Source organism: Methylobacterium sp. 092160098-2 (genome assembly GCF_028920805.1).
Classification (GTDB): domain Bacteria; phylum Pseudomonadota; class Alphaproteobacteria; order Rhizobiales; family Beijerinckiaceae; genus Methylobacterium; species Methylobacterium fujisawaense.
Genome location: NZ_JAQPZJ010000001.1, coordinates 662,210 through 675,294, shown reverse-complemented (window position 1 = coordinate 675,294; position 13,085 = coordinate 662,210). Strand labels below are relative to the sequence as shown.

Below are 13,085 nucleotides of genomic sequence, written 5' to 3'. Positions count from 1 at the left end.
GCGCCGCTCCGACCGATCCGGTGCCATTGTCGCGTATCGCGGGGCTGCCCGTGCCACGCGACCCGGGGTGCCGGGGTGGCTCCGATGTCTCGCGTGATCGAACCGCAGGGCCTCGTTTCGGCCGGATTGCGGCCTGTGCGCTCACCCCGTGCCATGGCGGCGAGCGAACCTCTCGGACACCTGAGCGGCCCCCGTCACCGCCGCTCCGGGGCGGGATGAAGACGCCGATCGATCGGCGTCTGTGCTGATGATGTCAGGCTCGACGAGGAGTTAAGCCGGTGGGCGGACGATACCTGGGGCTCCTCATCCTGGCCTTGACGCTGCTGCGCTTGGTCGGGTCCGCGCATGCGGAAAGCGAGATGGCGGCAGGGGGCGCGTTCATGAGCAGCTACACGTCGGATCCCTATTTCGATCCGCGGTCGCGATATTCTCAAGTGCATTCAGCCGGAGACATCCGCGGTCAGCCGATGTTGGCGGAACCCGGCGATGCGCCGGCGCCGTGCAGGCTCTTCGACAAGGCGTGCGCGGATGCCTTCGAACGCGCACGCCGGCACGCCTATCCTTAGACCTCTGCGTGCGTGAGGTCGGCGGCGGGCCGCAGCCGTCATGGCAGGCCCATTCCGGCAATTCGAATGAATCCGTGAAGACCTTTTTGAGCCCTCGCCACTAGCTTGACCCTGTTTGGGGTCGAGCTGTCATGATCGAAGAGCGAAGCGCCCGGCGCGTATCAGTCAACTTGCACGGACGCATCGCGGTCGCGGGTCACCCGACGATACCCTGTGTGGTCCATGACATGTCCCGCTGGGGCGTGCGCCTCCGGCTGGTCGGCACGGAGCGGGTTCCCGCTGAATTCCAGCTGACGATCGACGCCACCGAGAAGGTGATCGGTTGCGAGACGGTCTGGAAGAATGACGACGAGATCGGGGCCCTGACCGATCTGATGGAATGATCGTCGCGTCTCGGGAGCGCGGCGAGGCGGCGGACTGCGTCAGAGTGGTGGACGCCGTCTTTCTCGCGGCACCCTGGTCGGGGACGGAGAGCGTATCCACCCGGCACTGATCGTAGAGCCCTGTTCGAAGGGGCGTGCGACGTCGGCATCCGCCCCGGGGAAGGCCCCTCAGCCGCGGGCGAGCGCCGCCTCGAACTCCTCGGCCGGGAGATGCGCACCACCGGTCGTCCAGATGACGTGGGTTGCGGCGGCGCGCGTCTCCGCCGGGATGGTCTGTGCAAAACGTCCCGCCGCCGCGAAGCCGGCCGCCGCGGAAGGCTCCAGGCGGATACCCGCCTCCGTCCAGAGGATCTTGAGCCAACGATACAACGCATCGTCGGGGACCGTGACCACGGCCCGGACAAGCTTCTCGAGGGTGCGAGCGACCAGCATGGACGCGGAGGCGACCGCCAGCCCGTCGGCGGCGGTGCGATTGTCGAGACCGACATCGTAGACGCTCACCGGCCGTTCGAGCCCCGCCGCGAGCTGAACCAGCATGCAGGGCGACGCCACGGGCTCGACGAAGACCGGATGCACGGAATCACCGAACAGCAGCTTCAGGCCGAAGGCGACACCACCCGGCGCGCCTCCGACGCCACAGGGCAGATGGACGAACAGGGGATGGGCCGGCCCAACCGGGATCCCGGCTGCAGCGAGCTGGCGCTCCAGGTCGAGGGCCGCGGCCGCATAGCCCAGGAACAGCTCGACCGAATCCTCGTCGTCGACGAAATGCGCATCGCCGCGTCCGGAATAGGCGTTGCGCGCCGCCGCGACCGCCGCACCGTAATCGCCGCGATGCTCGACCACGCGGGCGCCGAGTTCCCGCAGGCGTTCCTTCTTCCAGGCCTTGGCATCGTGCGACATGTGAACTTCCACCGCGAAGCCGAGCGCCCGTCCCATCAGTCCGACGCTGAAGCCGAGATTGCCGGTGCTGCCGACCGCGATGATGTGACGGCCAAACAGGTCGCGAAATTCCGTGTCCGCGAAGGCCGCATAGGATCGGCCCTCGACGAGAAGTCCGGCCTGCGCGGCCAGCGCCTCGGCGTAGGCCAGGACCTCGTAGACGCCGCCGCGTGCCTTGATGCAGCCCGTCACCGGCAATGCATGGTCCGCCTTGACCAGCACACGGCCCCCCGCTCCACACAAAATGGTGTCGGACAAGCCGGCCGCCAGCGGGATCAGCGGTGAATCGATCCGGCCTGACACCTCTTGCGGGAAGAGGCGCGTCAGCAACGGTGCGAAGCGCTGCCAGCGTGTCACCGCACCGTCGACGTCGGCTCTGCCCAGCGCCAGATCCGGGAGGACGGACGCACTGTCGGCCACCGCCGGGTTGATCCAGATCGCCGGACAGGCCTGCATGACCGCGACGGGGATGCGGCCGACCCGGGGGCTGTTCTGCATCTCGACGATCCCTGCCATGGCGTTTTGGATCCCGTTCGCTTCGGGCCGGTCCGACCTGCGCGAGGGTCGGTGACGCGGCCGCGTGTCTCCGCCCGGACTGCTTATCAGAGCCACCTGCCGTTCGGCATGCCCATCGGGCGCATGGTGGGTCTGGCCGGCGATCCGTCCTTGCGCCCTCGTCGGGGCTGGCGCTGTCGCGGTGGCGGACATCCTGAGAAGGTCACCCAGACGCCGTCGCAGGGGGAGGCTTGTGTAAGAGGGAGACGATCCCGACGGGCGGGAACGCCACGCCGGCCCTCTGAACCGCGCCGTCGATGCCGTCGGCGATCGTTCCGGCCCCGCGACGCTCCCGACGGGACTGCCACTCCCCTGAGCCGCGCGACGGTCACGCGATCCGTTTTCGGGTGTGCGGGAGCACTTCGGCCCGCAAAGCTTGAGCTTACATCGGGATCACACCGCGAAGACAGTCGCGGATCCGATGGAGACTTCCAATGACCCTCACTGCGCGTCTCACCCTTGCCGCCGCCGCCGCCCTGGCCACCATCGCGGTCCTGGCCGGAACCTACGTCGAAGTCCTCGATCGTGCCCTGCCGATGCACTTCGTCTGAGCATGCAGTTGCGAACCGAATGAGCGCCGCATCCCGGGACGACGCCGGGGAGCGGCGTCGTCCCGGGATGCGGCGGGAGGAGACCGATGCGCCAGATCCTGTGGTCCGTATTCGACGGCGCGCTTTGGGCTGCCGATACGCTCGATGACATCCTCGTCCAAGCCGCCCTGAGCTTCGGCGCAGCCGCCCCGTTCGTGGCTGAGCCTTCCGGCGATCCTACCTTAACCACCGCCTCCGGCCCGGAGGGCTCCGCGGCCACATCGGACCGGGCATGACCGCAGATGTCTCGGACCGTCCATCGGTCGGCCCCGTTACGATCGCGGGCTGCCGGCGCGCGGACGCGCCGCCGCAATGAACGCCGGTTCGGCGCAAGAGGCGCCTTAGGACGAAGGCTTTGAGCCGCTCCTGATCGCGAGGCGATCGGGAACGGTTCTAGCGCTTCGGCGGGTTCGGTGCGGATTGATCGGTCTGCGGTTCCATCTTCGTGGTGTCGGGCTTCGTCGGTGTATTGTTCTGCGCCTGCTTGTCGTCGCAGGCCGCGAGGCCGATCAGCATGAATCCTACCAGCGAGAGACGACTGATCGACGGCATGGAACTTCCTTCTTGCAAATGCATGGAATGGGACCGACAGCGCTCGGCTTCAGTGCTGAGGACCGCTGGCCCGAAGCCTGCGTCGCTCGGAACTTTGCTCCCGCCGCTTTGATACGGCGACGTCCTCCGCGGCCAAAGCGGGGGGTAGCATCCGCAGACGATGCAATCCGGGGGACGATCATCAGTTCCGAGTCGATCTCCCTCAGACGCCAGACGGTGCCGCCGGCAGCCCAGGTGGCGGGAAGGGCACCCTGACCGGCGAAGGCCAAGCCCGGCCGCCGGGACCTCACCCTTCAGCTTTCCGTCCACTCTGGGCGGCGGATCGCGGCGTTGCAGTTCAGCGGCACGGAGATGTCGGAAGCGGATCACAACGCGACCCGTTTGCCCCCGGCCTCAGCGCCCTGTGTATCCCATCACCGCCGCAGCCGACTTCAGACGCGCGAAGGCGTCGGCGTAGCGCTCGCGCAGGAAGGCGGCATCGGGCGGTATCCGGGAGGGACGAAGATTGTCCTCCGTATCGGACATCTTGATCAGCAGTGCCGCGAGATCACCCAATCCGATCAGGGCCGCAATTCGTTCCGAATAGGCGATCCGGCAGGCGGGCTTCGTGAGAAGCGTGACCGTTCTGATAATATCCGCCTCGAAACCGGCCGCCTGAAGATCTGTCGTCGTGCGTGACGTGTCCTCCAGCACATCGTGCAGGAGCGCCGCCTGCATCACTCGCATCGGGTCAATGTCGAGTCCGTCGCTGAGTCGGGCGTGACCGGCTCGGGCCAAGGCCGCGTTCGCAACGCGCTCCAGGTGCCGCATGCAGGGCTCGCCACACTTGTCGAGCTGACCGGCATGCGCGGTAAGGGCGAAGGTATGGGCATCGAAGATCGTCGGCACGCTGCCCTCTTGCGGCATCCACCGGACCGGATTGCCGTCGCTCCGGCTCCCAGCTCCGTGAAGTCCTTAACGCGCTGGGGTGTTCCCGACCGGCCCGCGTCAAAGAAGGCCGCGTCTTACCCGGGCCGTCGAAGCCGAGACGGTGCGGGTCCGGAAAATATCACGGATGCGCAGTCTTCGCGCGTCGGCCGAAAGTTATGACCGTTTGGACTATTGCCCAGCTCCTCGGAACTCGCCATCTCTTGTCTCTGTTCGGACAAGCGGCGAGTCGCACTTCAGGATTGAGCCCATGGCGTCCGTGACACTGGAGAAGCCGCTCGATGTCGGTGGGCCGCTCAGCCGGCGCGCCGCGGCCCTGGCCAACGTCCGATGGTTCCGTGCCCTGGCATGGCGGGCCCTTCGCGATGGAGGCCCGCGCGCCGAGTTGCGCGCCGCCAACGCACGGGCCGCCGCCCGGATCGTGCTTCGTCAGGCCAAACGCGACGCTTTGGTCGCCTGCTTGGCGCGTCAGGCTCTGGAAAGCCCCGGTGAACCGCTTCGCCGGGCGCCTGACCGCCCCTCCCAGGGCGACACCGCCGCACCGTCGCGATAGCCTGTCATTCCGCCTCGTGCGGTCGGGACGGGCAGCGCTGTCGTCGATCGTGTCATGGCGGCCCGGCGCTGCGTTGTGCCTCGGCCGCCACGACGGGTCCCGCGATCGTTCCACCGCGAGACCCGAATGGTCGGCCGGGCGCTCTGCCCGGCCTCGTCTGAGATCTGGATCTCAGCGCTTGAACTTGCCGTCGTACTTGAATTCCGGCGCGGCCTTGAGCTGATCCTTGGAGGCTCCGATGACGGCCTTCCACTTCTTCGCGTCGGCGTCGTAGCCGATGGCGATCGAGCTCGGCGAAACCGCCACGTAGTGCTCGCCCATGCCGAGGAAGCCGCCTACCGAGACGATGTAGCCGACAAGCTTGTCGTGATTGATGGCCAGATCCTTGATCTCGCCCACCGTGTTGTTCTGCGCGTCGGTGACGTTGAGACCGATCAGATTGTAGCTGAGCACGGCGTCCTGCGGGACAGCCTCGAATTTCGGCGCCACCGTCGCGGGCGCCTCGTTGGCGGCGAAGGCGGGACCGGCGAGGGTGGCGGCGGCGAGGGCTGTAAGGACGAGGCGGCGCATGAATAACTCCAGTGTCCCGGTATGGGTGGCTGGAAATGGACGATGACGCCGCATCGTTCCGCCCCCGCACGGAAATGTTAATGCGCGGAACATGGAGCCCTCGCGAGGTGCCCGCGCGGTCCGCGGACACCTGGTCGTGAGTCGCCCGTCGAACCCCTTGCGCAACTGTACTGACGCGTGACCGGGACAGAATGCCCGGCGGCGGCGGGATCGTTCCTGGCCCACCGGTGCCCGTCGCGGCAAGCGAAGGCCGACGTGAGTTTGCGGGAGACATGCATGGCAGACGCCTCGCTCGATCGGGCGCGGAGGTCGGCACCGGGCGCCTGGATGGATGGTCTCGTCGGGATCACCATCTTCAGCGCCTCGCTGGTCGCGACCCGGCTCGCCCTGACCGGCATGGACGCCCTGTTCCTCAGTGCGGCACGGGCGGCGCTCGCCGGCCTCGCCGGTGCGGCGGCCCTTCTGGCCCTGCGCCAAGCGCGCCCGCGCCGGGCCGACGTTCCGGCGCTCGCCATCGTGGCCGCGGGGGTCGTGGTCGGGTTTCCGCTGCTTACCGCCCTGGCCTTGCAGACCGTCGGTGCCGCGCATGGAACGGTGTTCCTCGGCCTGCTGCCCCTGGTCACCGCGCTGTTCGGTGCGCTGCGCTCGGGCGAACGGCCATCGCCCGTCTTCTGGTTGTTTTCGCTCACCGGTGCGCTCGTCACGGTCGCCTTCGCCGCGCGCGGCCTCGATGGACCGCCCGGTCCCGGGGATGGTTTCATGCTCGCGGCGATCGTGCTCTGCGGGCTCGGCTACGCCGAAGGCGGCGTCCTGGCGCGCCGGCTCGGCGGATGGCAGGTGATCGCCTGGGCCACGGTCCTGTCCTTGCCGGTCAGCGTGCCGCTGGCCCTGGCGCTCTGTCCGGCCGAGCCCGGCACGATCCCGCTGCCGGCCTGGGCGGGCCTCGCCTACGTGGCGCTGTTCAGCATGCTGATCGGCTTCGTGTTCTGGTATCGGGCCCTGGCGCGCGGCGGCATCGCGGCGGTCGGCCAGCTCCAGTTGCTGCAGCCGTTCCTGGGCCTCGGCGTCGCCGCGCTGGTCCTCGGCGAGCGGATCGAGCCCGCCATGATCGGCGCCGCTTTGGCCGTGGCCGCCTGCGTAGCCCTGGCCCGGCGCTTCGCCTGAAAGCCGATCCGGCGCTCTCAGCCCGACTTGGCCACGACCTCGATGTCGCGGTCGAGGCCGCTCTCGACCTTGAATTCCCGCGTGTAGACCTGCCCGTCATGGCGCGCGATCAGGACGTAATCACCCTCGGCGAGGGTCACCTGCGGGAACGCCCCGATGGCCTCGCGGATCGTGTCGCCGCCGGGGGTGAGAACCGAGAAGGCGGTGCCCGCGAAGGCCTCGGCCCCGGGAGCGGCCACGAGTTTCAGCGTGACGGTGGCGGCGCGGTGGTTGAGGGTCGCCTCCGTCACCTTGCCGTTCTCGACCCGGAGGTCTGCGCGCTGAATCGCGTTCGACTCCCCATAGGTCGAGACCACGTGATACGTGCCCTCGGGCAGGCGCAGCAATTCGCCGGTCTTGATCCCGGAGCGGACGAGGCGGCCCTCGGAATTGGTCCCCACCGGCACGAAGACCGAGAACATCACTTGGCCGGGCGGGATCTTCTGGTCACCCACGGCGCCCGCAAGCTTCAGTGCGCCGGCTGCCACCCGCAGCGTATCGGTGGTCGGCTGGCCACCCATCACGAGCCGCTTCGAGGCGCTGGCGAAACCGTAGGTCACGGTCGCCACATAGGTGCCCGGGGCGAGGTTGAAATGCGGCTCCGCCTCGTTGGAACGGGCGACGATCGCGGGGCGGGTGCCGTCGCCCCGGTCCTCGTAGATGCGCCATGCCAGCCCCTGGCGCAGGGGTGTGCCCGGCCCGGACAGAAGCGCCGACAGGGACAGCTGCGCCTCCGGCTCGGCCGCCGGCAGGGATGGCGGCAGGTTCGGCGTGGTGATCGACGGCGACGGGAGGGCGCCGCCGAGCCGGTTCTGGAACGGGTCCTGCTGGGCGGATGCGGGCAGCAGGCCGGCAGCGAGAATCGCCAGCGCCGTCGCGGCAAGCCTCATGCGCATCGGTCGGCCTCTCTCAACCTTTCGCCCCAGCTCGGACGCCGGATCGTCCGGGGCTGCCTGTGCCTCCGGACCATGGCGGTGGCAAGGCCGCACTTCCACCGGAGGCCCGCGCATGTCACATCCCCCACGGGACGCGATACCGGGACGGAGCGCATGACCGCCACCCTCGATCTCCTGAAGACCCGACGTTCGGTGCCGCCGCCGCTGCTGGACGAGCCGGGCCCGGATCGCGCGCAGCTGGAGGCGATCCTGACCGCGGCCTCCCGCGTGCCCGACCACGGCAAGCTCGCGCCCTGGCGCTTCATCGTGATCGGCGGGGAGGCGCGGTCGCGGGCGGGCGAGATCATTGCGTCGACCTTCGCGGCGGACAATCCGGACGCCTCGCCGGAGCGGCTCGCGCAGGAGCGGGCGCGCCTGACCCACGCGCCGGTGGTCGTCGCGGTGGTCTCGCGAGCCGGGCCGCATGTGAAGATCCCGGAATGGGAGCAGGTGCTCTCCGCCGGTGCCGCCACCATGAACCTCGTGATCGCGGCGAATGCCGCCGGTTTCGCGACCTCCTGGCTGACGGAATGGTTCGCCTACGACCGTCGCGTCCTCGACGCACTGGGCTTGGCGCCGGCCGAGAAACTGGCGGGCTTCGTTCATATCGGCCGGGCGCGCGAGGTGCCCTCCGACCGGCCGCGGCCGGCGCTCGACGACATCGTCACCTATCTCTGAAGGGGGACCGGCCGTGCATTACGATCTCGCGCTGCCTCGGGAGGCGCGCGCCCTCCCGCACAATCCGCTGAAGGCGATCGTGGCGCCCCGCCCGATCGGCTGGATCAGCGCCATGAACCGTGCGGGCGCGGTGAACCTCGCGCCCTACTCGTTCTTCAACGCCGTGGCCGACAACATGGTCGCGTTCTCCTCCACGGGCCGCAAGGACGCGATGACCTTCGCCGAGGAGGGGCAGGAATTCGTCTGCAGTCTCGCGACCTGGGATCTGCGCGATGGGATGAACGATTCCTCGGCGCCGCTGCCGCGCGGAACGAGCGAGTTCACTTTCGCCAAGCTGGAGACCGCGCCCTCGCACAAGGTTCGCCCACCGCGGGTGGCCGCCTCGCCGGCGGCGTTGGAATGCCGCTGGTTGCAGACCGTGCCGCTGGTCCCCCTCGAGGGCGGCGAGGCCGAGAATTTCCTGGTGATCGGCCAAGTCGTGTCGATCTATATCGATCCACGCTACGTGGTCGACGGCATGGTCGATACGGCGGCGATGCATCCGATCATGCGTGGCGGATACTTCGACTACTTCCACGTCACGGCCGACACCCGGTTCCAGATGCGCCGGCCGAAGGGCGCCGGGGAGTTCACCGGGTCCTGAAACAGGATCGGGCCGCGCACCGTCGATTGAGGACTTGTTTACCATAGCGGGCGCAGGTTCGGACGGTCCCCACTCCCGTGCGCGCCCGGATGTTCCTGTTCACCACGCCGTCGAGCCCACCGGAGAGCCCGCCGCCCCAGGCGCGGTCCCTGCCGGCCGCGCCCGCCTCGGGGCCGGTCGTCCAGGCGATCCGTGATGGCGCGACGGCGAGCGGCGTCGGCTTCGACTATCTCCTCGCCACGGCGCGGCGTGAATCGGCCCTCGATCCCGCCGCCAAGGCGGGGACCTCCTCCGCCACCGGGCTGTTCCAGTTCATCGAGCAGACTTGGCTCGGCGTGATGAAGAATGCCGGGCCGCGGCTCGGTCTGCAGGCCCAGGCCGAAGCCATCACCCGACAGTCGGACGGGACCTATACGGTCCCCGACGCGAGCCAGCGGCAGGCGATCCTCGACCTGCGTCGCGATCCCAAGATCTCCGCCACGCTGGCCGGCGCCCTCACCCAGCAGAATGCGGACGCCCTGACGAGCGCCCTCGGCCGCGAGCCGACCGCAGGCGACCTCTATGCGGCGCATGTGCTGGGCGCGAAGGGGGCAGCGGCCCTGATCTCGACGGCGCGCGCCTTCCCGGAGCGCTCCGCCGCCCTCGACCTGCCGGAGGCGGCCGCCGCGAACCGGGCGCTGTTCTACGACCGCGCCGGACGGCCGCGTAGCGCTGCCGAACTGTATGCCAGCCTCTCGGCGGCCGCACAGGGCGCGGCCGCCACCGACCTGACCGGCCTGCGCCAGGATAATCCCGCCGCGCCGCAGGCCGTGTCGGCCTATGCCAGTGCAGCGACCGCGTTCGGCGGGAGCTCGGATCTGCGCAGCCTGTTCCAGACGGACCAGCGCGGTGCGGCGTCGGATGCCGCGGCGCGGCTCTGGCAGTCCCGCAACACCGCCGCGCCGACGCAGCACCCGGCGCCGACCTACTTCCCGCGCTCCGATTCGGAGCTGCCGTCGCGCGTCGCCGACGCGGAGCCTGCCGTCACGGGCGCACTTCCCGAGCCGGCGGCGACGCCCGCGGGCGCACCTCTTCTCAATCCGCCGCTGCCGCCCCGCCGACCCGCGGACCTTGCGGTCGCAGTGCCCATGCCCGGCGACAGGACCAGCCTGTTCGCCCCCCGGAGCGGTCGATGATCATCCGCGACTTCCTGGCCTGGACGCAGAATGCTTCGGCCGGAGGCCGGGCCGAGGCGACCGCGTCTCTGGCGCGGGCCTACCTGTACGGGGATCTCAACGCTGACGAGGCCTGGGAGGCCAAGACGGCGCTGCTCGCGCTCTTGGACGATCCATCGCCGCTCGTACGCCGGGCGCTCGCCGAGACCTGCGCGGCCTCGGCACGGGCCCCGCGTCCCCTCGTGGTCGCCCTCTCCTGCGATGTGCCGGAGGTGGCGCGGCTGGTCCTGGCCCGATCCCCGGTCCTCACCGATGCCGATCTCGTGGACGCCGCGGCCCTCGGCGATGAGGCGACCCGCGCGGTGATCGCCGCCCGGCACCACCTGTCGCACGCGGTCTCGGGCGCCCTGGCCGAGATCGGCGAGACGGACACGCTGGTCGTTCTGGCGGCCAATCCGACGGCGAAGATCACCGCTGGCCGGTTGCTGCGCATGATCGAGCGGCGGGGAGACGCGGCGTCCCTGCGCGAGGCGCTGCTTGCCCGGGCCGACCTGCCGCCCGAGGTGCGCCATGCCCTCGGGATCGCGGTGGCACAGGCCCTCTCCGGGTTCGTCACGGACCGTGGCTGGCTCAGCGCCGAGCGTTGCGGCCGGATGAGCCGCGAGGCCGGCGAGCGCGTGGCCCTCGAAGCCTGCGAAGGACGGGGGGCGGCTGCGGTGTCGCGCCTCGTGACCCATCTGCGCACGACCCGGCAGCTGACGGCAGGGCTCGTTCTCCGAGCCGTGCTCTCCGGCCGGATCGACTTCGCCCTGGCCGCCCTGGCCGACCTCTCGGGTCAGGATCATGCCGCGATCGTCCGGGCCATGCGCGACCCGCGCCAGTTCGCGGACCTGCATGCCAGAGCGGGTCTGCCCGACCCGCTCCTGCCGGCGATGCAGGCGGCGCTCTCCGCCTGGCAGGACCTCGCCGGCCGGGCACTCCCCGCCCGGGGAACCGGTCTGTCGCGGCGGATCATCGAATGCGCCATCGAGGCCTGCGGCGATCTCTCGGATCCGCACATGCATCCGGTCATCACCCTGCTGACCCGCTACGAGGCCGAGGCCGCCCGGGACGAGGCCCGCGAGGCGGCTCGCGCGATCGCCGCACAGGCGCTCGCCCGGGAAACGGCCCGCCGGGAATCCGAAGCCGCCGACGCCGCGTGGCGTTCTGCCTTGGAAAGCCAGCGCCGGACCGCCTTCGTGGCCGAGGCCGGTCCTGACGAATCCGTCATCGTCACAGCCGTTGCCAACGTGCCGGCTGTGGCCGAGCCGCTCAATCCCGTGGGGGCGATCCTCGACGCGTTGCCGGAGCAGATCCTGGCTTGGTACCGCACCGAGGAACTGGACCCGGCCACGCAGGCCGCGACCGATCGGGTGCTCGACGGCCTCGGTGACAGCCTCCTCGACCATTTCCGCGCCAGCCAGGGTCGCGCCGAGCCTGATTCGGAGGAGGCGACCAGCGATCAGGCCGCGCGCATCGCCGCCTGATCGGACGACAGGGCCCGGCCTGGCCGTCGCCGCCTCGTCCTGGGCGAGCGCAGCGGCGGGCGGCACCGCTGCGCCTGGATCGCTCCGCACGGGAAGAGCTTCAGGACACGGCCGGGATCGCCGGCTTCCGGGGCCGGTCAGGCACGAGTCCGCGGTCAGGGCACGATCTCGGGCGGCATTCCGCCCGGGATGCCCAGCGGCTCGTTGGCCGGCGGCACGTCGTCCGGCTCCGAGTCGGGGATGCCCAGGGGCTCCGGCAGCGGGGCTTGCTGCGGCTCCGGTGTCCGCGCGGGAGATGGCGGCGGGAAGCCGGTGTCAGGATCGCCAGGGTTGCCCGGGTTCGCCATCGGCGCACCTCCCGTCAGTGGCTCATCAGGCTGCAGACCGACGCGTCGGCCAGGAGGTCACGGGTCACGCCGCCGAAGAACCATTCTCGCAGACGGCTGTAGCCGTAGGCCCCGGTCACGATCAGGTCCGCATCGGCCTCGACCGCTGCCCTCTGCAGTTCCTCGGCCGCCGTCCAGCCCGATGCCACGACTCGGCGCGGCACCGCATTCACGTCGTGGAGGGCCAAGTACCGGGCGACATCCTCGATCTCTGACGCGTCCTCGCCATCGTTGACCCGCACCACCTGGACCGTCTCCGCACGCCTGAGCAACGGCATCGCGTCCCATACGGCCCTGCGGGTCTGCGGAGAGCTCTTCCACCCGACGACGATGCGCTTCGCCTCCATTCGCTCGACGCCGGGCGGTACGACCAGAACCGGACGGCCCAGCTCCATCAGAACGTCCCCGAGGTCGACCGCAGCCCCGAGGGACACTCCCTCGTTCTGCGCGTAGCGACCGACGACGACGAGGTCTGCGGCCCGCGCCTGCTGCTCCAGAAAGCGGACGGGATGGTCGAGATCCGAGCGCCACTCGACGCGGTCGCTGCGGCAGGCGGCCTCCCGGAAGATCTGTTCGAAGCCTGCGAGTCTCGTAAGGGCGGCTTGGCGGATGTCCTCGATGGCCGAGCCCATGGGCACGGCGGTCTCGCCATAGCCCCGCGGATAATCCGGCACGCATGCGGCCACACCGACGAGGCGCGTGCCCAGGCGATGCGCGAGATCCGCAGCGAGTCGTATGCGTTGCGCGGCGTGCAGCCCGTCATCGACCGCGACCATGAGGCTAGCGTACGACATGCGGATATCCTGCGACCGGGCACGGAATACCCACCCACAATGCGGTCGCGGTTTCCGCAGAGCCTTGATCCATCTCAAGACCCGGACGACCCAGCATCTTGCGCTGGATCAAGGCGACCACGCGCCTT

At 69.8% G+C, this 13,085-nt stretch carries 16 protein-coding genes; 9 read left to right on the top strand and 7 right to left on the bottom strand.

Annotation, left to right across the window (positions count from 1 at the left end; all coding sequences use genetic code 11):
• Positions 1–278: 278 nt before the first annotated feature.
• A complete protein-coding gene (locus PQI07_RS03065) occupies positions 279–566 on the top strand; it encodes a hypothetical protein (RefSeq protein WP_274926008.1) in 288 nt (95 codons plus the stop codon).
• A 131-nt stretch (positions 567–697) separates the two neighbouring features.
• A complete protein-coding gene (locus PQI07_RS03060) occupies positions 698–949 on the top strand; it encodes a PilZ domain-containing protein (RefSeq protein ID WP_274926007.1) in 252 nt (83 codons plus the stop codon).
• A 168-nt stretch (positions 950–1,117) separates the two neighbouring features.
• Here PQI07_RS03060 and dsdA read toward each other — a convergent pair whose 3' ends face one another.
• A complete protein-coding gene (gene dsdA, locus PQI07_RS03055) occupies positions 1,118–2,407 on the bottom strand; it encodes a D-serine ammonia-lyase (protein ID WP_274926006.1) in 1,290 nt (429 codons plus the stop codon).
• 676 nt (positions 2,408–3,083) lie between these two features.
• Between dsdA and PQI07_RS03050 the strand changes: the two genes are divergently transcribed.
• Positions 3,084–3,272, top strand: coding sequence for a hypothetical protein (locus PQI07_RS03050; protein ID WP_274926005.1), 189 nt, complete (start codon positions 3,084–3,086; stop codon positions 3,270–3,272).
• Between the two features lie 157 nt (positions 3,273–3,429).
• On the opposite strand, the gene PQI07_RS03045 is transcribed toward PQI07_RS03050, so the two are convergent.
• Positions 3,430–3,588, bottom strand: a complete 159-nt coding sequence (locus PQI07_RS03045) for a hypothetical protein (protein ID WP_164706327.1) — start codon at positions 3,586–3,588, stop codon at positions 3,430–3,432.
• Positions 3,589–3,981: 393 nt separating this feature from the next.
• Positions 3,982–4,476: a phosphohydrolase gene (locus PQI07_RS03040; protein ID WP_274926004.1), complete on the bottom strand. Its 495-nt coding sequence runs from the start codon at positions 4,474–4,476 to the stop codon at positions 3,982–3,984.
• A 289-nt stretch (positions 4,477–4,765) separates the two neighbouring features.
• Here PQI07_RS03040 and PQI07_RS03035 point away from each other — a divergent pair, with 289 nt between their 5' ends.
• Positions 4,766–5,068, top strand: coding sequence for a hypothetical protein (locus PQI07_RS03035; protein WP_274926003.1), 303 nt, complete (start codon positions 4,766–4,768; stop codon positions 5,066–5,068).
• Positions 5,069–5,239: 171 nt separating this feature from the next.
• Here PQI07_RS03035 and PQI07_RS03030 read toward each other — a convergent pair whose 3' ends face one another.
• Complete coding sequence (locus tag PQI07_RS03030; protein ID WP_043382150.1) at positions 5,240–5,638, bottom strand: PRC-barrel domain-containing protein; 399 nt, start codon at positions 5,636–5,638, stop codon at positions 5,240–5,242.
• A 276-nt stretch (positions 5,639–5,914) separates the two neighbouring features.
• Between PQI07_RS03030 and PQI07_RS03025 the strand changes: the two genes are divergently transcribed.
• Positions 5,915–6,802 (top strand): DMT family transporter, encoded by an 888-nt coding sequence (locus PQI07_RS03025; protein WP_051976049.1) that lies wholly within the window; start codon positions 5,915–5,917, stop codon positions 6,800–6,802.
• Positions 6,803–6,819: 17 nt separating this feature from the next.
• Here the strand turns inward: PQI07_RS03025 and PQI07_RS03020 are convergent, their stop codons facing one another.
• The gene (locus PQI07_RS03020) at positions 6,820–7,737 is read right to left on the bottom strand and encodes an RgsD C-terminal domain-containing protein (protein ID WP_043755151.1); all 918 of its coding nucleotides are present in this window, start codon (positions 7,735–7,737) and stop codon (positions 6,820–6,822) included.
• Positions 7,738–7,890: 153 nt separating this feature from the next.
• Here PQI07_RS03020 and PQI07_RS03015 point away from each other — a divergent pair, with 153 nt between their 5' ends.
• The 4 genes from PQI07_RS03015 (at position 7,891) to PQI07_RS03000 (ending at position 11,777) form a co-directional block, all read left to right on the top strand.
• Complete coding sequence (locus PQI07_RS03015) at positions 7,891–8,454, top strand: nitroreductase family protein (RefSeq protein ID WP_179697928.1); 564 nt, start codon at positions 7,891–7,893, stop codon at positions 8,452–8,454.
• A 13-nt stretch (positions 8,455–8,467) separates the two neighbouring features.
• Positions 8,468–9,097: a flavin reductase family protein gene (locus tag PQI07_RS03010; RefSeq protein WP_179697929.1), complete on the top strand. Its 630-nt coding sequence runs from the start codon at positions 8,468–8,470 to the stop codon at positions 9,095–9,097.
• A gap of 89 nt (positions 9,098–9,186) precedes the next feature.
• Positions 9,187–10,272: a lytic transglycosylase domain-containing protein gene (locus PQI07_RS03005; RefSeq protein WP_274927672.1), complete on the top strand. Its 1,086-nt coding sequence runs from the start codon at positions 9,187–9,189 to the stop codon at positions 10,270–10,272.
• On the top strand, positions 10,269–11,777 hold the full coding sequence (locus tag PQI07_RS03000) for a DUF2336 domain-containing protein (RefSeq protein ID WP_274926002.1): 1,509 nt from the start codon (positions 10,269–10,271) through the stop codon (positions 11,775–11,777). Before PQI07_RS03005 ends, PQI07_RS03000 begins: the two co-directional genes overlap by 4 nt.
• A 155-nt stretch (positions 11,778–11,932) precedes the next feature.
• Here PQI07_RS03000 and PQI07_RS02995 read toward each other — a convergent pair whose 3' ends face one another.
• Positions 11,933–12,124, bottom strand: a complete 192-nt coding sequence (locus PQI07_RS02995) for a hypothetical protein (RefSeq protein ID WP_274926001.1) — start codon at positions 12,122–12,124, stop codon at positions 11,933–11,935.
• A gap of 14 nt (positions 12,125–12,138) precedes the next feature.
• Entirely contained in the window at positions 12,139–12,957 is an 819-nt protein-coding gene (locus PQI07_RS02990; protein WP_053608952.1) for a universal stress protein, read from the bottom strand.
• Positions 12,958–13,085 lie beyond the last annotated feature (128 nt).